Raw genomic sequence first — 20,889 nt, forward strand, 5'->3', positions numbered from 1 at the left:
TGGCGTGCTGCCTATGCCCGGCGGCCGGCTACGACAGTGTCGCCGGCGCGGAGCGTGTTGCTGATGGTGCAGATGTCTTCGGCCGCGTGGATCAGGCGATCCTGAACGTCGGTGTCGAGCGGATCGGAGAAGGTGACGGAGGCCTCGAAGCGGCCGAGCCGGCTCGGCTCGCCCTCGGCCTTGATCGCCTCGACCTCGACGTCGATCTCGCCCAGTTGCCCCACATCCATGGCGCGGGCGGCGATGCGGATGCTTGCCGCGATGCAGGCGGCCAGTGCCGCTGCCTGGATTTCGAGCGGCGTGAAGCCGTCGGCCTTGGGTGAGAAGACCGCCTCGATCACCTTGTCGCGGTCGTTGGTAACGGTGCAGGAAGCGGCCGTGGCGCTATGCGCGCGGACTTTGCGGATTTGACTGCCACGATGGCCTGTTCCCTTGTTCGAATGTCAGCGGGATAGCAGGCATAGGTCTACAGGCAGAAGAAAAGAAATTCCACGTCCGAGACAATGTTTGGCACACCGTCAGCGTAAGTGTGCCCCGGCCGCGTGAGCGGCCGGGGCGATTGCTCAAACCTGTCCCCAGCTCCTGAGGCTGACCCAGGTGGCGCGGTCAAGCGCGTAGCGCTCGGTGGGTACGCGCCCGGCATAGACGGATTCCAGCATGCCCTGCCCGGAATACTGGAAACCGCATTTGTGGATCACGCGCCGCGACGCGGAGTTGATGACGCGGCAGGAGACGTACAGACGGTCGATCAGCGTAGCCCGGAAGGCGAGATCGACGAGCGCATGGGCTGCCTCGGTCGCGTAACCGCGGCCCCAGTAGGGCTCGCCGATCCAGTAGCCGAGCTCGAGCCCCTGGCTGCGCGGATGCAGGCCCGCACATCCCAGGAACGCACCGTTATCGGCCAGCGTGACGGCATAGGTGCAGCCGGCGATCGCGCCATTGCGGGTGCCTTCCAGGAAGGTGTGGGCGTGGTTCTGGGTGTAGGGGTGGGGCATGCGCCCCAGCATCTCGGCGAGTTTGCGGTTGTTGGCGAGTTCGACCAGCTCCGGCACGTCGTCCTTGTGCGGCGGGCGCAGCACGAGGCGCTCCGTCACCAGGACCGGGCAGTCTATGTGCAGACTCTCGTCCTCGACGTCTTCCTTCTCGGCAACCATGGGTCAGTCCTCCAGATGAAAATGAAAAAGGGGAGATGGCGACCCATCTCCCCTGTTCCTTTTTCCGGACTGTCCGGACACCGGTCCCGAGATGGGGCGCCGGTGTCTTGGTGCGGATCCGGCTTACTCCGCTGCTTCCGTAATCGGGTTTACCGACACGTAGGTTCGGCCATTTGCTTTGCGTGCAAAGGAAACGGCGCCTTCCTCGAGTGCGAAAAGGGTATGGTCCTTGCCCATGCCGACGTTCACGCCCGGGTGCCACTTGGTGCCGCGTTGACGGATGATGATGTTGCCGGCCACGACCGATTCGCCGCCGAACTTCTTGACGCCAAGGCGCTTGGACTCGGAGTCGCGACCGTTGCGCGAAGAACCGCCAGCTTTCTTGTGTGCCATCGTAGTGCTCCTTTGCGCCCTGACGAGCGCCTCAATCTCTCAATGCCCGCTTTCGCGGGAAATTTCAATCACCAGGCGAAATTACTTCGCCAGCTCCTTGGCCTGCTCGCGCCAGTCCTTGATCTGGTCGGCGCTGAAAGGCATCGCCTCGTCGATGCGGACGATGTCCTCGTCGGAGAGACCGGCCACCTGCTTGAAGGTGGTGATGCCCTGCTCGTTGAGCTGGCCGGCAGCCACCGGGCCGATGCCCTTGATCTCCGTCAGGTCGTCGCCCTTGCCCTTCGGCGCCTTGAACAGGGGCGCCGCGGCAGCGGTCTCGGCCTTGGCGGCTTCGGCCTTCGGAGCCTCGTCCTTCTTGGCGTCCGCCTTCGGTGCTTCCTTCTTGGCGGCAGCCTTCTTCGAGGGCTTCGCGCCGTCGGTCAGGATTTCCGAGATGCGCACCGTGGTGAGCAGCTGGCGATGGCCGCGCGTGCGGCGCGAGTTCTGGCGGCGGCGCTTCTTGAACGCGATGACCGTCGGAGCCTTGCCCTGCGCAACGACTTCGGCGGCAACCGAAGCGCCATCCACGAAGGGCGCGCCGATGGTCACGTTCTCGCCTTCGCCGAAGGCCAGCACGGAGCCGATCGTTACGATATCGCCGACTTCGCCGACCACCTTCTCGATCTTCAACACATCGTCGGCGGCGGCGACGCGGTACTGCTTGCCGCCGGTTTTGATGACTGCGAACATTATTCTGCCTTTCGCTGTTCGTCCGGCCTCCAGCGACCGCAATGCGGTCCGGCCGTCTTTTTGTCAGTCGGTTTCGGGAGTGCGTCCCACAGCGCCATGTTCGCGCAAAGAACGACCGGCGCGGAGAGACTCCACGCCGGATTTGCGGTCCCGATACAGGAGGGGCCACAGGGAGTCAAGATGAAGACGCTTCAGACGGCGGCGGAATGCCGTGCCGTGCCGCTGGCGAAATAGCGGTCGAAGCGCGCGGCGGCAAGCCGGACCAACGGGCGGCGGGCGGAAGGGATGACGAACCTCTCGCCGTCGCGCAGCAGAAGCGGTTCCGGTTCCTGCGCCATCGCGGCCGCCTCGGCAAGGATGGTTCTTGCGGCAGCGCCGAAACGCGTGGTGGCTTCCGGTACGCTGAAGCCGAAGTCGCACATCAGTCGCTCGATCGTCCAGGCGCGCAGGCGGTCGTCTTCCGAGAGGGCGATGCCTCTGGCGATCGCGAGAGAGCCCCCTCGCGCGCGCCGTTCATATTCTGCCGTGGCGGGCACGTTCTGGGCGTAGCCTTCGCGGAAGTGGCTGACAGAGGACGGGCCAAGCCCAATCAGCGTCTCGCAGTTGTCGTCGGTATAGCCCTGAAAATTGCGGCGCAGCGATCCGGCCTTTGCGGCAGCGGCAAGCGAATCCTCGGGCAACGCGAAATGGTCGAGGCCAATCGGCACGTAGCCCGCACGCTCGATCAGGCGGGCGGCCAGTTCGCATTGTGCGAGCCGTTCACCACTGTCAGGCAGCGTCGCCTCGTCGATCATCGTCTGGTGCTTCTTGAACCAAGGCACATGCGCATAGCCGAAAAGCGCGATGCGGTCGGGATGCAGTGACAGCACCTTGTCTACGGTTGCGGCGAGGCTTTCCCGTGTCTGGTGCGGCAGGCCGTAGAGCATATCGAGATTGACCGAACCAACGCCGCGATCGCGCAAGCCGTCGACCACCGCACGCGTCGCCTCGAAGCTCTGTTCGCGGTTGATCGCCTTTTGCACGCGCTCGTCGAAATCCTGGATGCCAAGGCTGGCGCGGGTCAGGCCGATCGCGGCAAGCGCATCGAGCCTCGGCTCGTCCATGTCGTTGGGATCGATCTCGACGCTGATCGAGGCGTCGGCCCCAAAAGCGAAACTCTTCCGCAGAGCCGCCATCAAGGCAACAAGGTCGGTGGGTGTCAGCAGCGTCGGAGATCCGCCTCCGAAGTGGAGCGCGGCGACCTGGGTATCGTTACCGGCCAGCGCGCCGACGGTCTCGATCTCCTTGTGCAACGCCTCGAGGAAGGCGGCGACCGGTTCGTAGCGACGTGTCTGCTTGGTATGGCAGGCGCAGAACCAGCAGAGGCGATCGCAGAACGGGATGTGCACGTAAAGCGACAGCCTTTCACCCGAAGGCAGTGCGGCGATCCAACCCTTCACCTCGTCGGCGTCCACGCCTGCATGGAAATGCGGGGCTGTGGGATAGCTGGTGTAGCGGGGCGCTGTATCTGTCTGCATGGCGCGGACCTCCGTTCGACCGCAGATGTCGCGTCACCGCCAATGCCGCGCCTTGACCTGGATCAAGGCGGCGGCAGACGCGTCAGGCGATGGGTGACAGCCGGACGCTCGCGCCATGGGTGCAGCAGCGTTCGCATGTTCATGCCGCCGACGGGGGTCCAGGGAATGAGATTCGGAGCTGCAATACCAGGGATCGGGCTGTTCGCCTTCGTAGCCCTGATAGGGGCCGCCTTCGGCGTTGACGCGCCGTTCAGGCAGCATATGTGGGTGCTGTTCTTCACGCTTGCCGCATTCACGGTGATCCTGATGCGGCGCACCAGCTTCGAGCCGGCCGTGCCGGCCGACCCGTCTACCTATATGGACGAGCCGATCCGCTACGGTTCGATCGCGACGATGTTTTGGGGCATCGTCGGGTTGCTGGTCGGCGTCGTTGTGGCGCTGCAGCTCGCCTTTCCTGATTTCAACATCGAGCCGTGGTTCAATTTCGGCCGGATGCGTCCGCTGCACACCTCGGCGGTCGTGTTCGCCTTTGGCGGCAACGCGCTGATCGCCACGTCCTTCTATGTCGTGCAGCGCACATCGCAGGCCCGCCTCTTCGGCGGCAACCTCGTCTGGTTCGTTTTCTGGGGCTACCAGCTCTTCATCGTGATGGCGGCGACCGGCTATCTGCTGGGCATCACCCAGAGCCGAGAATATGCCGAGCCGGAATGGTACGTCGATATCTGGCTGACGCTTGTCTGGGTCGCCTATCTCGTGGTGTTCCTCGGCACGATCCTGAAGCGCAAGGAACCGCACATCTACGTCGCCAACTGGTTCTACCTCGCCTTCATCGTGACGATCGCGATGCTGCATGTGGTCAACAACCTGGCGGTGCCGAGCTCGCTCCTGGGCTCGCACTCCTACTCGGCCTTCGCCGGCGTGCAGGACGCGCTGACACAATGGTGGTACGGCCACAACGCGGTCGGCTTTTTCCTCACCGCGGGCTTCCTCGGCATGATGTATTATTTCGTGCCCAAGCAGGCGAACCGGCCCGTCTATTCCTACCGGCTGTCGATCATCCACTTCTGGGCGCTGATCTTCCTCTATATCTGGGCCGGGCCGCACCATCTGCACTACACCGCGCTGCCCGACTGGGCGCAGACGCTGGGCATGGTGTTCTCGATCATGCTGTGGATGCCCTCCTGGGGCGGTATGATCAACGGCCTCATGACGCTTTCGGGCGCCTGGGACAAGATCCGCACCGATCCCATCATCCGCATGATGGTCGCAGCCATCGCCTTCTACGGCATGTCGACCTTCGAGGGCCCGGTGATGTCGATCAAGGCGGTCAATTCGCTCAGCCACTACACGGACTGGACGATTGGCCACGTGCATTCCGGTGCGCTGGGCTGGGTGGGTCTGATCTCGTTCGCCGCGATCTATCACATGGTGCCCAAGCTGTGGGGCATGCCGCGGCTCTACTCCGAACGGCTGGTGATCTGGCACTTCTGGCTCGCGATGATCGGCATCGTCATCTACGCGGCCGTGATGTGGGTGTCCGGCATTATGCAGGGTCTGATGTGGCGCGAGTACGACGGGCAGGGCTTCCTGGTCTACTCGTTCGCCGAAACCGTGCAGGCCATGTTCCCCTACTACGTCATGCGGGCGGCGGGCGGCGCGCTCTACCTCGCCGGCGCGCTGGTGATGGCCTTCAACATCGCGATGACCATCCTTGGTCACCAGCGTGAGGAGGAGCCCATCGGCGGCAGGGCCGCAAGACCCGCGCCAGCACTCCAGCCTGCCGAATAAGGAAAACGCATCATGGCTTTGATGGACAAGCACGCGATACTCGAACGCAATGCCACGCTGCTGCTGGCGGGTTCGCTCTTCGTCGTGACGATCGGCGGCATCGTCGAGATTGCGCCACTCTTCTACCTCGAAAACACGATCGAGAAGGTGGAAGGCATGCGGCCCTACTCGCCGCTCGAGCTGGCAGGTCGCAACATCTACGTGCGTGAAGGGTGCTATGTCTGCCATTCGCAGATGATCCGCCCCTTCCGCGACGAGGTCGAACGCTACGGCCACTACAGCCTGGCGGCGGAATCGATGTACGACCATCCCTTCCAGTGGGGATCCAAGCGCACCGGGCCAGATCTCGCCCGCGTCGGCGACCGCTATTCGAACGAGTGGCATGTGCAGCATCTGATCGAGCCGCGTTCCGTCGTGCCGGAATCGGTGATGCCCAGCTACGCCTTCCTGAAGGACACGCGGCTCAAGGTGGAGGATTTCTCCACGCATCTCGTCGCCAACCGGCGCGTGGGCGTGCCTTACACGGACGAGATGATCGAGAATGCCGAGGCCGACCTGAAGGCACAGGCCGACCCCAATGCGTCCACGTCCGACCTGGAAGCGCGCTATCCGAAGGCCAAGCTCGGCGACTTCGACGGCAATCCTGCGGCTCTCACCGAGATGGATGCGCTCGTGGCTTATCTGCAGATGCTTGGCACTCTGGTCGACTTCTCGACCTATGACGAAGCCGCCGGTTATCGCTGAGGGAGGGCGCGATGGACACCTATACCGCGATGCGTTCGTTCGCCGATTCCTGGGCGCTGCTCGCAATGACACTGTTCTTCATTGGCGTCGTCGTCTTCGCCTTCCGGCCGGGGAGCCGGAAACAGGCCGACCACGCCGCCCGTATTCCCCTCAAGGACGATTGAGATGAGCGACAAAAAGATCGACGACGTCACCGGCATCTCGACCACAGGCCACGAATGGGACGGGATCAGGGAACTCGACAACCCGATGCCCCGCTGGTGGCTGTGGACGTTCTACGCGACCATCGTGTGGGCGCTTGCCTACACCATCGCCTATCCGGCCTGGCCGCTCATCTCGTCTGCAACGAACGGCATGCTCGGCTATTCGAGTCGGGCCGAACTGCGCACCGAGCTCGACGGCGCCGTGGCCGCGCGCGCCGATTATGCGGCCGCCGTTGCCGCCGCGCCGGTCGAGGATATCATCGCCGACGAAGCGCTTCGCCAGTTCGCGACTTCGGCAGGTGCCGCGGCCTTCAAGGTGAACTGCGTTCAGTGTCACGGTTCGGGAGCTGCCGGGTCCGCCGGCTATCCGAACCTCAACGATGACGAATGGCTGTGGGGCGGCACGCCGGAGGACATTCGCGTCACCATCGCCCATGGCATTCGCTTCGAGGCCGACGGCGAAACGCGGTTTTCGGAGATGCCGGCCTTCGGGGGCATGCTCGGCCGTGACGAGGTGACTGCGCTGGCAACGCATGTGAAGGCGCTTGGCGAGGGCGGTGACCTTTCCGGTCCTGGCGCGGAGCTCTTCGCCAACAACTGCGCGTCCTGTCATGGCGAGGCCGGCAAGGGCGACATCACGCTGGGCGCGCCAGACCTCACCGATGCGATCTGGCTCTACGGTTCGACCAGCGCCGACATCGCCGCCCAGATCCGTGCGCCGCGGCACGGCGTGATGCCGGGCTGGATCGATCGCCTTGGCGAAACCACGGTCAAGGAACTCACCGTCTACGTCCATTCGCTCGGCGGTGGGCAGTAGGCCCCACCTTGGCCATCGCCGAGTGGGGAGCGGGTCCGGCAGGTCGCGGGGGCCTTGCCGGACCCGAGCCTTTTCGCAGGTGCGGCAAACGCTTCGCCGTTGACGTGGATCAAGGCTGTTTCGGTACAGACGCGGCATCTGGTGGGCTGCAATGCCACCGGGAGAATAGAATGTCGGGCACGATAGAGGTCGAGCGGCACGAGGCCGAAGCCGTCAACTCGGCCAAGCTGCGTCAGCCGCTCTATACCGCGCGCCGCAAGATATTCCCGAAGCGGGCATCGGGTTCCTATCGCAGCTTCAAGTGGCTGGTGATGGCGGTGACGCTCGGCATCTACTACCTGACGCCGTGGCTGCGGTGGGACCGGGGGCCGCACGCGCCGGACCAGGCGGTGCTGGTCGATCTCGCCAACCGGCGCTTCTATTTCTTCTTCATCGAGATCTGGCCGCAGGAATTCTTTTTGGTTGCCGGCCTGCTGGTCATGGCGGGGCTGGGGCTTTTCCTCGTCACGTCGACAGTCGGGCGCGCATGGTGCGGCTATACGTGTCCACAGACCGTGTGGGTGGACCTTTTCCTGGTCGTCGAGCGCGCAGTCGAGGGCGACCGCAACGCGCGCATCAAGCTTGATCAGGCTCCGTGGAGTGCGCGCAAGCTGGGCCTGCGCCTTGCCAAGCACGCGATCTGGATCGCGATTGCGGTCGCGACCGGCGGCGCATGGATATTCTACTTTGCCGATGCGCCGACGCTTTTCGTCGAGCTTTTCACGGCCCAGGCGGCGCCAGTTGCTTACATCACCGTCGCGATCCTCACCGCGACTACATACACGTTCGGCGGCCTGATGCGCGAGCAGGTCTGCACCTATATGTGCCCGTGGCCACGCATCCAGGCGGCGATGCTGGATGAGCATTCGCTGACCGTCACCTACAATGACTGGCGCGGCGAGCCGCGCTCGCGCCACGCCAAGCGCGCGCAGGCGCAGGGCATCGCCACCGGCGATTGCGTCGACTGCAATGCCTGCGTGGTCGTCTGCCCTATGGGTATCGACATTCGTGACGGCCAGCAGCTGGAATGCATCACCTGCGCGCTCTGCATCGACGCCTGCGACGGCGTGATGGACAAGCTCGGTCGCGAGCGTGGCCTGATCTCCTACGCTACGCTTGCCGACTACAACGCCAATATGGCGCTAGCCACCGGCAACGGCGCGCATGCGATCGAGCCCGCCAAAGTGCGCGATGCCGGCGGGGCGCTGTCGGAGGCGGTCGCGCATTTCCACCTTCGCAAGATCTTCAGGCCGCGCACCTTCATCTATTTCGGCGGATGGGCGCTGGTTGGGCTGATGCTGATTTACGGCCTCGTCACACGTGACAGGCTCGAGATGAACGTTCTGCACGATCGCAACCCGCAATTCGTCGTGCTGTCGGATGGGTCGATCCGCAATGGCTACACGGTCAAGCTGCTCAACAAGGTGCCAGAGGTGCGGACCGTGCTCGTCAGCCTGCACGACCTTCCGGGTGCCACCATGAACGTTGTGGGCATCGACCTGCCGGACAGCGTCTCGGTTCCGGTGACGCTCGAACCCGACCGTACGAAATCGCTCAAGATCTATGTGCGCCAGCCGCGCGAACTGGGTGCCGGCGGGGTGCAGGCACTGCGCTTCACGGTGGAGGACAGGTCGACGCTTGAGGCGGCCGACTACACCACGAGTTTCGAGAGCCCGGAGTGAATGCGATGAGGACAACCGACAGCGGCAGCCAAGGCGGGTTCACAGGCTTCCATATGCTGGCAATCATGATTGCGTTCTTCGGCGTCATCATCGCCGTCAACGTTACCATGGCAGTGACCGCAAGCACGAGCTGGACGGGGCTGGTGGTGAAGAACACCTACGTCGCCAGCCAGGAGTTCAATCGGAAGGCCCAGGAAGGCCGCGCTCAGGCCGCGCTCGGCTGGACGGCCACGCTGACGGTCAGGGACGGCGCGGTGCGTTTCTCGCTTGCGGATACTGACGGTGCGATGAAGCCGATGCAGGGTGGCACCGCTACCTTTCGCCGGCCGGTCAACGATGTGGAGGACACCGTCGTAACACTGGCCGCGGAGCCCGACGGTAGCCTCAAGGGGCCGGTCGCGCTGGCGGACGGGGCATGGATCGTCGAGGTGCAGGCCGAAGCGGGGTTGGCGCATCCCTATCGCGAAACCCGCCGCCTGAACGTACGCGACGGAGCAGTCAGATGAGCTGCTGCGCACCGGGGGCCGAAGACGTCGCTGCGATCCGGGTGGCGCTGCCGTCCGAGGAGGAGCTGCGTTTTGGCGCGCGCGATCTCGGGAACGGGGTCCGCCAAGTGGAGCTGTCGGTTCCGTCAGTCCATTGCGGGGCTTGCATCCGCACCGTCGAACACGCGCTCGACGCGCTGCCGGGGGTCGAAGGCGCGCGGGTGAACCTATCGACAAAGCGCGTCAGCATTCGCTGGCGCGGCGAGACCTTGCCGCCGATCGTCGACGCACTGGCGCGGGTTGGCTATCCGCCGAACCTCTTCGATGACGGCAGGGAAGAAAAGGACAACACGCTTTCCGAGCTGCTGCGTGCGGTGGCGGTCTCCGGCTTTGCGGCCGGCAACATCATGCTGCTTTCGGTGTCCGTATGGTCCGGCGCGGAGGGCGCGACGCGCGACCTCTTTCACTGGGTCTCGGCGCTGATCGCGCTGCCTGCTCTGGTCTTTGCAGGGCGCATCTATTACCGTTCGGCCTGGAGCGCGCTGCGGCACGGGCGGATGAACATGGACGTGCCGATCGCCATCGGCATTACATGCGCCTACGCGCTCAGCCTCTATGAAACCGTCAATAGCGGCCATCATGCCTATTTCGATGCAGCGGTGACCCTGCTGTTCTTCCTCCTGATCGGCCGCACGCTCGACCATGTCATGCGCAACAGGGCGCGCACGGCGGTGATGGGCCTTGCGAGGCTGTCGCCGCGCGGCGCGCTCGTGCTTAATGCGGATGGCAGCCGGGACTACAGCCCGCTGGAGGAAATCGAGCCCGGCATGCGGCTGCTGGTGGCTGCGGGCGACCGTATTCCGGTCGATGCGAGGATCGTGCAGGGAAGCTCCGATCTGGATTGCTCGGTGGTGACCGGCGAAAGCGCGCCGCAGGCGGTGTCGGCGGGCGAGAGCGTGCGCGCCGGCATGCTCAACCTTAACGGACCGCTGACGCTGGAGGCCACGGCACGCGCTGCCGATTCGTTCCTCGCCGAGATGGTCCGCATGATGGAAGCGGCCGAAGGCGGTCGCGCGCGCTACAGGCGCTTGGCGGATCGGGTTTCGGGCCTCTATGCGCCCGTCGTACATCTGGCTGCACTTGCCACCTTCATCGGCTGGATGATCGCTACGGGCGACTGGCACCGCGCCACCACGGTGGCGATCGCGGTGCTCATCATCACCTGCCCGTGCGCGCTCGGGCTTGCCGTGCCGATCGTGCAGGTGATGGCGGCACGGCGGCTCTTCGAGCAGGGCGTGATGGTTCGCGACGGCGGAGCGATGGAGCGGCTGGCCGAAGCAGACACGGCGGTGTTCGACAAGACCGGCACGCTGACCCTTGGCGAACCGGTGCTGACGAATGCCGCCGCGATCGAGCCCGGCGTTCTGGCCATGGCGGCGTCGCTTGCGGCCCATTCGCGCCATCCGCTGTCGCGGGCGATTGCCGTGCACGACCGCAGCGTCGTCGCCTTCAGCGATGTCGTCGAGCATCCGGGTTTTGGCGTCGAAGGGCGGGCGGATGGCCGGCTATGGCGGCTCGGACGGGCAGGCTGGGCGAGCGAAGCCGGGGAAGGCACCGTGCTTTCGCGCGATGGTGTCGCTGTCGCCGCTTTCGCCTTCGAGGACCGGCTGAGGCGGGATGCGGCCGAGACGATCTCTTCGCTCGAGGACCGGCTGGGGCCGGTAGAGATGCTGTCCGGCGACACGGAAACCGCCTGCCGTGCCGTCGCGAGCCAGCTCGGTTTAACGAAGATGTCGGCGGGGCTCTTGCCGGCCGGCAAGGTGGCGCGTATCGATGAACTTGCGCGACAGGGGCGCAAGGTGCTGATGGTCGGCGACGGCCTCAACGACGCGCCGGCGCTGGGCGCGGCCCATGTTTCTTTCGCGCCGGCGAGTGCGGCCGATGTCGGGCGCAACGCCGCCGATTTCGTCTTCCTGCGGGAAAGCCTTTCGGCGATCCCCATGGCACTCGACGTGTCGCGCCGTGCCGGCACGTTGATCCGGCAAAATCTCTTCCTGGCCATCGCATACAATGTCGTTGCGGTGCCGATCGCGGTTCTGGGTTATGCGACGCCGCTGATCGCAGCCGTTGCGATGTCGAGCTCATCCATCATCGTGATTGCCAATGCGATGCGGCTTGTCAGCCCGAGGGCCGGGGCGCGCGTCGCCGGTCGGCCGGGCATGTTCCCCAATGCGGAGACCCCACGATGAGCATGCTCCTGTATCTGGTGCCGGTGGCGCTGTTTCTGGGCGGATCGGCGTTGCTTGCCTTCCTGTGGGCGCTGCGGGCCGGCCAGTATGACGACCTCGACGGGGCGGCCGAACGCATCCTGTTCGATGACGACAGCGACGCTCGGCCGCACGGCAACAACCCCTTGTAGCTTGACCCGAAGGCCGCGTGGAACCAAAGTGGCCCGATCACAGGGATCGGCGATGAACTTCGAAGCCTTTTTTGCCACGAAGCTGGACCTTCTGCGCGAGGAAGGCCGCTATCGCGTGTTTGCAGAGCTTGAGCGCAAGGCGGGGTCTTTTCCCTCTGCGAGACGGTTCGACGGCAAGGGCGGCGGCGCGCCGGTGGGCGAGGTGTCGGTATGGTGTTCCAACGATTATCTCGGCATGGGCCAGCATCCGGACGTGATCGCCGCGATGCATGAGGCGCTGGATGCCTGCGGTGCGGGCGCCGGCGGTACGCGCAACATCTCAGGCACCAATCATTATCACGTGCTGCTGGAACGTGAGCTGGCCGACCTGCATAGCAAGGAGGCAGCACTTCTGTTTACGTCGGGCTACGTGTCCAACTGGACGAGCCTGTCGACGCTCGGCGCAAGTATACCGGGCTGCGTGATCTTTTCCGATGCCGGCAACCACGCTTCGATGATCGAGGGCGTACGCCACTCGAAGGCGGAAAAGCGCATCTGGAAGCACAATGATGTCGAGGACCTCGACCGCCTGCTTTCCGAATACGGCCCGGAGCGACCGAAGATCGTGGCATTCGAGAGCGTCTATTCGATGGACGGCGACATTGCGCCGATCGCCGATATCGTAGCGGTGGCCGAGAAGCATGGCGCGATGACCTATCTGGACGAGGTGCATGCGGTCGGCATGTACGGCCCGCGCGGCGGCGGCATTGCCGAGCGCGAAGGGTTGATGGACCGCATCACGCTGATCGAGGGCACGCTGGGCAAGGCGTTCGGCGTGGTCGGCGGCTACATCACCGGTTCGGCTGCACTGTGCGATTTCATCCGCTCGTTCGCGAGCGGATTCATCTTCACAACCGCGCTGCCGCCGCATGTGGCGGCCGGCGCGCTTGCCTCGGTGCGCCACCTCAAGCGCAGCGACGTCGAGCGGATGGGCCAGCGCGCGGGGGTGAAGAAGGTGCGCGCGCGGCTCGACGCGATCGGCATTCCGGTGCTTGCCAACCCCAGCCACATCGTGCCGGTGATGGTGGGAGATGCTGCCAAGTGCAAGTGGATCAGCGACCTTCTGCTCGACGAGCACGGCATCTACGTGCAGCCGATCAACTATCCGACGGTGCCGAAGAAGACCGAGCGGCTGCGCATCACGCCGACGCCGCTCCATACCGACGCTGAGATCGATCGGCTCGCAACCGCGCTATCAAGCCTCTGGTCGCGCTGCGCGCTGGCGCGGCAGGTGGCATAAGGCTTCCTACGGGGCTTTCGGCCAACGTGCCTGTCCGTCCATTGGTCCAGAGGGCAGAAAGTCGCGCGCAGGCGGTCAAGATGCGCTAAGTGAGAGCGTCTTTTCCTGCTTTCCGCGCCGATGACCTCCGTTTCAGCATCAGACGACCGCTTCGCCGCCTTTCGCCATTCGTCCTACCTGCGGTTCTGGGCGGCGCGGTTTCTCACGACCTTCGCCACGCAAGTGGTCTCGGTCGCCGTGGGCTGGCAGGTCTATGATTTGTCGCGCAACCCGTTCGACCTCGGCCTGGTCGGCCTGATCCAGTTTGCGCCTTCGCTGCTGCTTGTGCTGGTGACTGGCGCGGCCGCCGATCGCTTCGGACGACGGCTCATCATGTCGCTTGCGATCCTGCTGGAAGCGCTGTGCGCGGCAGCACTGCTGGTGCTGACCTTGCGCGGGCTGACCTCGGTGTCGCAGGTCTTCGTCGTTCTCGCGGTCTTTGGCATTGCCCGCTCGTTCTTTGGTCCCGCTTCCGCCTCGCTGGTCGCCAATCTCGTGCCGCCCGAGGATTTCGCCAACGCGGTGGCGTGGAACTCTTCGGCCTGGCAGACGGCCACGATCGTCGGTCCGGTCGCGGGCGGCCTGCTCTACGGTCTCGCGCCGGAAGCCGCCTACGGAGTTGCTGCCGCGATGATGGTTTCCGCCGGCGGCCTGATCCTGTCGATCCCGAAGCCGCAGCAGCATACAGAAACGGAACGCCCGTCGCTTGCCACGATATTCGCGGGCTTCAGATACATTCGCAGCGAGAAGATCGTGCTTGGCGCGATCTCGCTGGACCTGTTCGCAGTGCTGCTTGGCGGCGCGGTGGCCCTGCTGCCGGTCTATGCGCGCGACATACTGGAACTCGGGCCGTGGGGCCTGGGTCTTCTACGCGCCGCGCCCGGCATCGGCGCCATCGTCGTGGCGGTATGGCTGGCGGGGCACCCGATCCGCGACCACGCCGGTCTCGTCATGTTCTTTTTCGTCGGTCTCTTTGGGCTGTTCACGGCCATCTTCGGGATATCGACGATCCCCTGGGTGTCCATTACCGTCCTGGCATTGCTGGGCGCGGCCGACATGATCAGCGTCTATATCCGCGAGACACTGATCCAGCTCTGGACGCCGGACCGGGTGCGCGGCCGGGTCAATGCCGTCAACATGGTCTTCGTCGGTGCTTCAAACGAACTCGGCGAGTTTCGCGCCGGATCGATGGCGGCGCTCGTTGGCACCGTGCCGGCCGTGGTATTTGGCGGGATCGGGGCGATCGGCGTTGCTGCGCTGTGGGCCTGGCTGTTCCCCGAACTCAGGAAGGCTCGCCGTCTCGACGGTCGGGTGTGACGTTCGTCGCCACAGCGTGGGCGGTGGCGGGCATGCGCTGCGGCTGCCGGCCCTCGAACACCAGCCCGAGGAAATCCTCCAGCCAGCGCTTCAGCCTGATGTCCCACAGCATGCGGCCGTTCAGATGGTCGCGACCGACCTGCGCACCCGGCAGCACGAAGCGGTGTGCGCCGCGCACCACCCAGCGCTGCATCATCACCCGCGTCAGCTCGGCATGGAACTGGATGCCCCAGGCATTGCGGCCATAGCGGAAGGCCTGGTTCGGGTAATGCTCGGCTTCGGCCAGCAGGGTTGCGCCGGACGGCAGCGAGAACCCCTCGCGGTGGAACTGGTAAACCATCTCCGGCCAGTCGATCAGCCCGCTGCCGGCCTCGGTCGGCCGGATCGGATACCAGCCGATCTCAACCAGGCCGTCGTCATGCCCGGCGACCGAGCCGCCAAGATGATTGACCAGCATCTGTGCGCCGAGGCAGATGCCGAGGAAGGGCTTGTCCTCGGCCAGCGGCACCGCCAGCCAGTCTGTTTCGCGTCGGACGAACTCGCTGGTGTCGTTGGCGCTCATCGGGCCACCGAACACCACTGCGCCAGCGTGGTCCGTCAGAGTGTCGGGGAGCGGGTCGCCCAGCGGCGGCCGCCTGATGTCGAGGTGGAAGCCCGATTCGACCAGCAGCTGGCCAACCCGGCCAGGGCTCGACAGCTCCTGGTGCAGGACGATCAGGATTTTGCCCTTGTCGCGCGCCAGCATCACCCTTCAATCGCCCTGTTCGTCCTCGTCGGCGTCCTGTTCATCGCGCACGCGCTGGCGCATGAGCACCCTGTCGCGTTGCGACACGCCGATCAGCTCGGCGGTGCGCCAGACGATGTTGTCTTCCAGTTCGTGGATTTCGCCGTCGGCGTAAACCATCTCCCAAAGAATGCCGATGAATTCGATCTTCGCCGTCTCGTCTAGGCTTCGATTGAGCACACTGGTAAAGGCGAACAGATCGACCGCCTCGTTGTGGGCTTCGTCGCCGGCTTTCACGATCTCGTCGAGCTCGTTGCCGGATAGCGCATAGGAAGCGGCCAGCACCTCGCGCAGCCGTGCCCGTTCCGTCTCGTCGCGCACGCCGTCCGCATCGATGACGAAAACATCAAGGCGGCGGCGGCCACGCGCGGATCATCGGCCTTGAGGCCTCCGCCGCGCGGCTTTTCCGGCAGTGCGCTGAAGAACGACTTCAGTCTTTCGAGCATAGGCTATCGCATCCTCGCGGTGTCAGATCGGCGGTGAGGGCGGTGAGCCCCCGCCGCCTATTCCATTCCTAGCGCGAACCTGCCGGTCAGAACAACCGGAAGCGCTGCGGCTCAACTCGGTCCGCATCATCCGGATCGACACCGGGATCATCCGGAAGGCGGATGGTCTTCTGATTTGCCTCCTCCTCATCCGGCGGTGGCGCATCGAGGACGGGCGCTGGCGCGACCACGGCTGGACCGACGACCGCACTGTCCTTCTTCTCGGGCGCCGGTTTGGCTGCGGCAGGACCGGTCGCCGACGCGGGCTCCGCCGGCCTGGCGGTGGCGGAAACAGGCTTGTCTGCCGGTTCTGTCGACTTCTCGGGCTGCGGGCTTTCCGCGGACGCCTCCGCAATCGGCTTGGGAGCGGCCGGGATCGGCGCGGGTGGCGGCTCGACGACTGCGTCCTCGACCTGGTCGTCGACGGTTTTCGGAGCCTCCCTGACGGGCTCGGCCGGCGCTATGGCGCGGGGCGCGGGGCGGGGCGGTTGCGGTTCGTCGTGGAGCGATTCGACAAGCTGCGCGAGACGTTCGGCCGGCACCTTCCACTCGAAGGCGTCGAGCCGGCCGGTCACCGGCGAAACCGGAGCCCAGCGTTCGGCGACAACGCCGTCGGCTACCCATGCCGGGTCGCGCGGCGCGCGCACAGCCTTGCCGAGCAACTGGCGCACCTTGCCCTGGTCTCCTGTTTCGGCCTCCTCGACATCGGCCAGAAGGAGCCAGGACGCCTCTCGCGGATCGAGCCGTGCAGCAGCCTCGGCCTCGCGCCGCGCCAGCTTGAACTCGCCCGTATCGAGCGCCGCACGGGCAACGGCAAGGGCCGATTCGACATGGTTCTGCCGCAGCGACTGCAGCTTTTTTGCCCTCGTGAGCCGGTCATGGGTCGAATCGCCCGGCCGGGCGTGGACGTAGATGTCCGCGATCTCGGGATGTGGGTCCTTTTTCCAAGCGGACTCCAGTATCTTGGAGCCCTTCCGGATATCGGCGAGGCGGAACAACGCCCTGGCGGCGGTCGTCGCGGCCGGCACAAGCTCAGGCGCCAGGCGGTTAGCCTCGAGCGCGGCGGTCTTCGCGCCTGCGGGATCGGCATCGAGGGTTGCCATCGCCTTGGCCGTCAGGAGGACGGCCTTGCGGCGGTTCGCCGCCTCGCGCTCGATCTGCCTTGTCGACTTCTGCGCGCTGACGAGGCGCAGCGCCTCGTCCCATTCGCCGGCCTCGGTCTTTTCCTCAAGCGTCGACTCCGACGCCCATTCAAGCTGGGGTGCCGCCTCTGTCGCCTTGGCGGCATAGTGGCGCGCGGCAGTGCGATCGCCCAGTCGCTCTGCCTCCAGATAGAGCCCCCGCAGGCCGAGAAGCCGCGTCTCAGGGTCTTCGAGCATCGCCTCGAACTTGCGCCGCGCCGCCTCGTGGTCGCCTTCCAGCAGCGAGGCCTGCGCGTCGAGCAGGTGGATGAGCGGCTCCTGATCGGCGCTGATGAGCTTCATCGCCTCCTTCTTCTTGCGCCGTGCAAGCCCGGCATCTCCGGCGCCGGCGGCAATCATACCGGTCGACAGCGCCTGGTAGCCGCGATCGCGGCGGCGGACGCGGAAATAGCGGGAGACGGTGTAGGGGCTGTACCAGATGCTCTTGAGCAGCCACCACGAAAGCATCACCGCAAGCACGATCGCAGCGACGATGACAGCCGCGACCATCAGCGTGACCTGATACTGGTAGCCGCCGAAAGTGATGACGAGATCACCCGGCCTGTCGGCCAGCCAGGCAAAGCCAAGCCCCATAAGGAAGACGAGGCCGAGGAAGAAAAGGATACGCAGCATCGGATTTCCTTCCTTACTTCGCGAGCGCGGCGGCGAGCGCCTCGTCGTCGATCAGCCGGTCGGCGTTCTGGCGCGCGCGTACCTTTTCGATGAAGCCGGCGCCGGCGGCCCTGGATGGCTCCGGCAAGGCGTCATACTCGGCGAGCGCGCGTTCGTAGTCGCCTGCCTGAACAGCAGCGTCGAGCCGGGCGACGATCTCCGGCACGCCGTCGCCTTCGACCATGCCGACCGGGCGCACCTGGACGAGGCTCATCGCACTGCCCATCAGCCTGTCGATGACGCCTGCCTGCGGATCGACCGGCCGCGCGGCCGCGATCATCGCATTGGCTGCCGCATCCGCTTCTTCCGCGATCTGAGCGCGCGTCGGCACACCGTCGACTGCCAGTGCGCGCAGATCGGCGATCTGCGGTGCCTGGGGAGCAAGCGCTGCAAGGGTATCGAGTTCGGCCGTGAAGGGCACGCCGCGTTCGATCGCGGCCTTGAGCGCGGACGCGGCGATGATGACCGCCGTGGCAGGCGTTTCGGCGGCTTCGTCGACGCGGCCGCTGAGGTCTCCGATGGACTTTTCCACTGCATCGAGCCGCGTGCCCGCCGCCGCCTGGGCTTCACGAGCGGCGGCGATTTCGTCACCCAGCGCCGTCAGCCTCTCCTCCACTGCCTGCGACGGACCGGCGTCGCCAAGCGCGCTTACGGTGCCTTCAAGGGTGGCAAGCCTCTCTTCCAGCGGGGAGAGATCGACAGGGGCAGCGGCCTCGCCGCCGGGCTCCCGCGCGATGCCCGCCACTTCGCCGCTCAAGCTCTCGATCTGAGATGCGAGCGCCGCGACGCGGTCCTCGGCCTGGGATACGCGACCGCCAAGTTCGGTGCCGGAACCAGTCGCACCGCCGATTTCGCTGCGGAGTGCCGCGATTTCCTGCTCCAGGGCGTCGATGGAGGCTGTTGGGTCAGCAGGTTGCTGGCCGCTGCTGCCGGGCGCCGGCAGCAACCCGGCAAGCTGAAGCCCTCCGGCAAGCACCAGCGCGATCACGCCACCGGCGACGCCAGCGGCGAGCGCACTGCTGCGCCCGGATGAGGATGGCGCGGCGGGTGCCGCCGTGTCCTTTTCCTTGCGGCCGAAGGTCTGGCTGCTGCCGGTCGCTGCCGCTCCCGGCTTCTGCTGACTGCTTGGGGCTGCGGGTTCGGGTTGCGACTTTGCGCTGTGCGTATCCGCGCCGGAAGCTGCGCTGCTCTGGTTCGCCGGCTTGGAATCTTCGGGCTTCGGGGTTTCTGCCTTCGCGTGCTGCGGTGTTTCGGACTGCTTCACCGGATCGGCCTTCTCGGCCTCCGCCTTGGCGCGCGAGACTTCGCCGGGCGCAAGATCGATGGTCACCGGCTCCTTGCTGGTCTTCGAGTGGCGGGTTCGGGGCGTCTTGACCATTCCTGATTTCCTTCAGCCGCTGTTCGGGCAGGCGATGCCGCCGGCTCCTTCTGATCTAAAGGGCTGGATAGAAACTGAAAAGGGTTGGAATGCGACGAGGCCTACCGCTGCGACGAAAGCAGCACCATGACGCTGTCTTCGGTGGGCTTGTCGCTTACACTTGCTCGGTCGCCTACCGTCGGCTCCAGCACCTGCGCAACCTTCCGCGAAATGCAGAAAAACCGTGTTTCTTCAAAGGTATGCGAGAGTTCTCGGTTGGCCACCAACTCGTTTAGAAAGACTGCACCACGCGTCGAGAGGACTGGACACCCCCATATCCGACGCCCGGCGAAGGTCTCTATCAAAAAGTCAGTGATGTAACTGACTTTTTCAGCGCCATAGACCTCGATTACCCTCACGCTGAAGCCTCTGTCATACAGTGCTTCTGCAAAACCCCTGTGCGCTCCCTGCCGGCGAGGTGAAGGATGTGGGAGCGGATGGGCATCCGTGTCTCAATAGCCGCGGCGAGATCAATTGCGGTTCCGGCCGCGGACGTTACGAAAGCAAATCCCGACTGACGCGCCGCTTCGGCCGTTGCATCGCCGACTGCGAAAACCGGTTTGGCCGAAAGGGCGGCAAGCATTGCCGGTGACGCGTGCCGCAGGGCGTTGACGCTGGTCACCGCAACCGCATCGACGGCGTGCGGATCCGGCGCGGGTCCTGCATCCAGTGGAACGATGTGGGTCAAAGGCAGGACGACGGTCTCGAAACCGAGCGCCTCGAGGCGCGCCACCGTCTCGCTCGCGCCGGGTTCCGGCCGCGTGACGAGAACGCGCCGTTTCACGACCAGCCGTCGAAGAAGCCGGTGCCCGCTTTGGCGCGGACGCGTTCGCCGGCATCCGCGCCGAGGCTCGCCGCCTCGCTGGTCGGTCCCGAGGCATCGACTTCGTGCGCCTCGCGCCCGTCGGGTGTCAGAATCATCCCGTTGAAGGAAAGGTTTCCGCCGTCGATGCGCGCGTAGCCCGCGATCGGCGTGCGGCAGGAGCCGTCGAGTGCCGCCAGGAAGGCGCGTTCGCAGGCCAGTGCCTGCGCGGTCGGCAGGTGGTTGATCGGGGCGAGCATGGCGGTCGTGGCTGCATCGCCGATCCGGCTTTCGATGCAGATCGCGCCCTGGCCGGGAGCGGGCGGGAAGGTCTCGGCCGGCAGCAATTCGGTGATGATGTTCGCCAGACCGAGCCGGCGCAGCCCGGCGTTGGCGAGCAACGTGCCGGCCACCTGTCCCTCATCCAGCTTGCGCAGCCGCGTCTGCACGTTGCCGCGAAATATGACCACGTCTATGTCCGGCCGCAGCCGGCGGATCAGCGCCTGACGACGGAGCGACGAGGAGCCGACCACCGCGCGTTCCGGCAGGTCGGCCAGCTTTGCTGCGGCCCGGCCGATGAAAGCGTCGCGCACGTCCTCGCGCTCGAGAAAGGCGGACAGCTCCAGCCCTTCCGGCAGCGCTGTCGGCATGTCCTTGGAGGAATGGACGGCGATGTCGATGCGACCGTCGAGCAGCGCTTCCTCGATTTCCTTGGTGAAAAGGCCCTTGCCGCCGGCCTCCGAAAGCGGCCGGTCCTGAATGCGGTCCCCGCTGGTGGATATGACGACGATCTCGAAGGCTTCTTCGGGCATGGCGTGCGCCGCCATGAGCCTTGCGCACGTTTCGTGCGCCTGCGCCAGCGCCAGTGCGCTGCCGCGCGTTCCGATCTTCAAGACATCCGTTTGCATGTGCCGCTTCGTCCGTGATAGTGCCGGCCAACTCC

At 65.4% G+C, this 20,889-nt stretch carries 19 protein-coding genes and 2 pseudogenes; 10 read left to right on the forward strand and 11 right to left on the reverse strand.

Annotation, left to right across the window (positions count from 1 at the left end; translation table 11 throughout):
* Window positions 1-11: 11 nt before the first annotated feature.
* The 5 genes from HK436_RS09235 to hemN all read right to left on the reverse strand — a co-directional run bounded on the left by HK436_RS09235 (window position 12) and on the right by hemN (window position 3,793).
* Complete coding sequence (locus HK436_RS09235; protein ID WP_173189051.1) at window positions 12-341, reverse strand: OsmC family protein; 330 nt, start codon at window positions 339-341, stop codon at window positions 12-14.
* A 222-nt stretch (window positions 342-563) separates the two neighbouring features.
* Window positions 564-1,154, reverse strand: coding sequence for a GNAT family N-acetyltransferase (locus HK436_RS09240; RefSeq protein WP_173189053.1), 591 nt, complete (start codon window positions 1,152-1,154; stop codon window positions 564-566).
* Between the two features lie 123 nt (window positions 1,155-1,277).
* Window positions 1,278-1,547, reverse strand: coding sequence for a 50S ribosomal protein L27 (rpmA, locus tag HK436_RS09245; RefSeq protein WP_173189055.1), 270 nt, complete (start codon window positions 1,545-1,547; stop codon window positions 1,278-1,280).
* 81 nt (window positions 1,548-1,628) lie between these two features.
* Entirely contained in the window at window positions 1,629-2,276 is a 648-nt protein-coding gene (locus HK436_RS09250) for a 50S ribosomal protein L21 (RefSeq protein WP_173189057.1), read from the reverse strand.
* A 191-nt stretch (window positions 2,277-2,467) separates the two neighbouring features.
* The gene (gene hemN / locus HK436_RS09255) at window positions 2,468-3,793 is read right to left on the reverse strand and encodes an oxygen-independent coproporphyrinogen III oxidase (RefSeq protein ID WP_173189059.1); all 1,326 of its coding nucleotides are present in this window, start codon (window positions 3,791-3,793) and stop codon (window positions 2,468-2,470) included.
* Window positions 3,794-3,958: 165 nt separating this feature from the next.
* On the opposite strand from hemN, the gene ccoN reads away from it, so the two are divergent.
* From ccoN to HK436_RS09305, 10 genes are all read left to right on the forward strand, one after another.
* On the forward strand, window positions 3,959-5,581 hold the full coding sequence (gene ccoN / locus HK436_RS09260) for a cytochrome-c oxidase, cbb3-type subunit I (RefSeq protein ID WP_173189061.1): 1,623 nt from the start codon (window positions 3,959-3,961) through the stop codon (window positions 5,579-5,581).
* 12 nt (window positions 5,582-5,593) lie between these two features.
* Window positions 5,594-6,325 (forward strand): cytochrome-c oxidase, cbb3-type subunit II, encoded by a 732-nt coding sequence (gene ccoO, locus HK436_RS09265; RefSeq protein ID WP_173189063.1) that lies wholly within the window; start codon window positions 5,594-5,596, stop codon window positions 6,323-6,325.
* 11 nt (window positions 6,326-6,336) lie between these two features.
* Window positions 6,337-6,489 carry a cbb3-type cytochrome c oxidase subunit 3 gene (locus HK436_RS09270; RefSeq protein ID WP_173189065.1) on the forward strand — a complete coding sequence of 51 codons (153 nt, stop codon included), beginning with the start codon at window positions 6,337-6,339 and terminating at the stop codon, window positions 6,487-6,489.
* A 1-nt stretch (window position 6,490) separates the two neighbouring features.
* Window positions 6,491-7,345 carry a cytochrome-c oxidase, cbb3-type subunit III gene (ccoP, locus tag HK436_RS09275; RefSeq protein ID WP_173189067.1) on the forward strand — a complete coding sequence of 285 codons (855 nt, stop codon included), beginning with the start codon at window positions 6,491-6,493 and terminating at the stop codon, window positions 7,343-7,345.
* A gap of 170 nt (window positions 7,346-7,515) precedes the next feature.
* Window positions 7,516-9,066 carry a cytochrome c oxidase accessory protein CcoG gene (gene ccoG, locus HK436_RS09280; protein WP_173189070.1) on the forward strand — a complete coding sequence of 517 codons (1,551 nt, stop codon included), beginning with the start codon at window positions 7,516-7,518 and terminating at the stop codon, window positions 9,064-9,066.
* A gap of 5 nt (window positions 9,067-9,071) precedes the next feature.
* Complete coding sequence (locus HK436_RS09285; RefSeq protein ID WP_173189072.1) at window positions 9,072-9,572, forward strand: FixH family protein; 501 nt, start codon at window positions 9,072-9,074, stop codon at window positions 9,570-9,572.
* Window positions 9,569-11,800, forward strand: a complete 2,232-nt coding sequence (locus HK436_RS09290; protein ID WP_173189074.1) for a cation-translocating P-type ATPase — start codon at window positions 9,569-9,571, stop codon at window positions 11,798-11,800. Before HK436_RS09285 ends, HK436_RS09290 begins: the two co-directional genes overlap by 4 nt.
* On the forward strand, window positions 11,797-11,970 hold the full coding sequence (ccoS, locus tag HK436_RS09295; RefSeq protein WP_173189076.1) for a cbb3-type cytochrome oxidase assembly protein CcoS: 174 nt from the start codon (window positions 11,797-11,799) through the stop codon (window positions 11,968-11,970). The genes HK436_RS09290 and ccoS overlap by 4 nt, the downstream gene beginning before the upstream one ends.
* A 52-nt stretch (window positions 11,971-12,022) precedes the next feature.
* Window positions 12,023-13,249 (forward strand): 5-aminolevulinate synthase, encoded by a 1,227-nt coding sequence (hemA, locus tag HK436_RS09300; protein ID WP_173189078.1) that lies wholly within the window; start codon window positions 12,023-12,025, stop codon window positions 13,247-13,249.
* Between the two features lie 120 nt (window positions 13,250-13,369).
* On the forward strand, window positions 13,370-14,605 hold the full coding sequence (locus tag HK436_RS09305; protein ID WP_173189080.1) for an MFS transporter: 1,236 nt from the start codon (window positions 13,370-13,372) through the stop codon (window positions 14,603-14,605).
* Here HK436_RS09305 and HK436_RS09310 read toward each other — a convergent pair.
* From HK436_RS09310 to hemC, 6 genes and pseudogenes are all read right to left on the reverse strand, one after another.
* Window positions 14,571-15,350, reverse strand: coding sequence for a glutamine amidotransferase (locus tag HK436_RS09310; protein WP_173189082.1), 780 nt, complete (start codon window positions 15,348-15,350; stop codon window positions 14,571-14,573). The genes HK436_RS09305 and HK436_RS09310 overlap by 35 nt on opposite strands.
* A gap of 6 nt (window positions 15,351-15,356) precedes the next feature.
* Window positions 15,357-15,835 (reverse strand): annotated as a pseudogene (locus tag HK436_RS09315) (tellurite resistance TerB family protein).
* 86 nt (window positions 15,836-15,921) lie between these two features.
* A complete protein-coding gene (locus tag HK436_RS09320; RefSeq protein WP_173189084.1) occupies window positions 15,922-17,688 on the reverse strand; it encodes a heme biosynthesis protein HemY in 1,767 nt (588 codons plus the stop codon).
* 13 nt (window positions 17,689-17,701) lie between these two features.
* On the reverse strand, window positions 17,702-19,105 hold the full coding sequence (locus tag HK436_RS09325; protein WP_173189086.1) for a phage tail protein: 1,404 nt from the start codon (window positions 19,103-19,105) through the stop codon (window positions 17,702-17,704).
* Between the two features lie 101 nt (window positions 19,106-19,206).
* Window positions 19,207-19,928 (reverse strand): annotated as a pseudogene (locus tag HK436_RS33495) (uroporphyrinogen-III synthase).
* On the reverse strand, window positions 19,925-20,854 hold the full coding sequence (gene hemC / locus HK436_RS09335) for a hydroxymethylbilane synthase (RefSeq protein WP_173189090.1): 930 nt from the start codon (window positions 20,852-20,854) through the stop codon (window positions 19,925-19,927). Before hemC ends, HK436_RS33495 begins: the two are co-directional and overlap by 4 nt.
* Window positions 20,855-20,889: the final 35 nt, after the last annotated feature.

It is taken from the genome of Neoaquamicrobium sediminum, assembly GCF_013240295.1.
GTDB lineage: Bacteria > Pseudomonadota > Alphaproteobacteria > Rhizobiales > Rhizobiaceae > Aerobium > Aerobium sediminum.

Bases quoted from the DNA above. Each gene is read 5' to 3' on its own strand.
- HK436_RS09305 (WP_173189080.1), top strand. From the start codon at position 13,370: ATGACCTCCGTTTCAGCATCAGACGACCGCTTCGCCGCCTTTCGCCAT.
- HK436_RS09320 (WP_173189084.1), bottom strand. From the start codon at position 17,688: ATGCTGCGTATCCTTTTCTTCCTCGGCCTCGTCTTCCTTATGGGGCTT.
- ccoS (WP_173189076.1), top strand. From the start codon at position 11,797: ATGAGCATGCTCCTGTATCTGGTGCCGGTGGCGCTGTTTCTGGGCGGA.
- HK436_RS09270 (WP_173189065.1), top strand. From the start codon at position 6,337: ATGGACACCTATACCGCGATGCGTTCGTTCGCCGATTCCTGGGCGCTG.
- ccoP (WP_173189067.1), top strand. From the start codon at position 6,491: ATGAGCGACAAAAAGATCGACGACGTCACCGGCATCTCGACCACAGGC.
- hemN (WP_173189059.1), bottom strand. From the start codon at position 3,793: ATGCAGACAGATACAGCGCCCCGCTACACCAGCTATCCCACAGCCCCG.
- hemC (WP_173189090.1), bottom strand. From the start codon at position 20,854: ATGCAAACGGATGTCTTGAAGATCGGAACGCGCGGCAGCGCACTGGCG.
- HK436_RS09290 (WP_173189074.1), top strand. From the start codon at position 9,569: ATGAGCTGCTGCGCACCGGGGGCCGAAGACGTCGCTGCGATCCGGGTG.
- HK436_RS09240 (WP_173189053.1), bottom strand. From the start codon at position 1,154: ATGGTTGCCGAGAAGGAAGACGTCGAGGACGAGAGTCTGCACATAGAC.
- HK436_RS09250 (WP_173189057.1), bottom strand. From the start codon at position 2,276: ATGTTCGCAGTCATCAAAACCGGCGGCAAGCAGTACCGCGTCGCCGCC.
- HK436_RS09310 (WP_173189082.1), bottom strand. From the start codon at position 15,350: ATGCTGGCGCGCGACAAGGGCAAAATCCTGATCGTCCTGCACCAGGAG.
- HK436_RS09285 (WP_173189072.1), top strand. From the start codon at position 9,072: ATGAGGACAACCGACAGCGGCAGCCAAGGCGGGTTCACAGGCTTCCAT.
- ccoN (WP_173189061.1), top strand. From the start codon at position 3,959: ATGAGATTCGGAGCTGCAATACCAGGGATCGGGCTGTTCGCCTTCGTA.
- hemA (WP_173189078.1), top strand. From the start codon at position 12,023: ATGAACTTCGAAGCCTTTTTTGCCACGAAGCTGGACCTTCTGCGCGAG.
- HK436_RS09325 (WP_173189086.1), bottom strand. From the start codon at position 19,105: ATGGTCAAGACGCCCCGAACCCGCCACTCGAAGACCAGCAAGGAGCCG.
- ccoO (WP_173189063.1), top strand. From the start codon at position 5,594: ATGGCTTTGATGGACAAGCACGCGATACTCGAACGCAATGCCACGCTG.
- ccoG (WP_173189070.1), top strand. From the start codon at position 7,516: ATGTCGGGCACGATAGAGGTCGAGCGGCACGAGGCCGAAGCCGTCAAC.
- rpmA (WP_173189055.1), bottom strand. From the start codon at position 1,547: ATGGCACACAAGAAAGCTGGCGGTTCTTCGCGCAACGGTCGCGACTCC.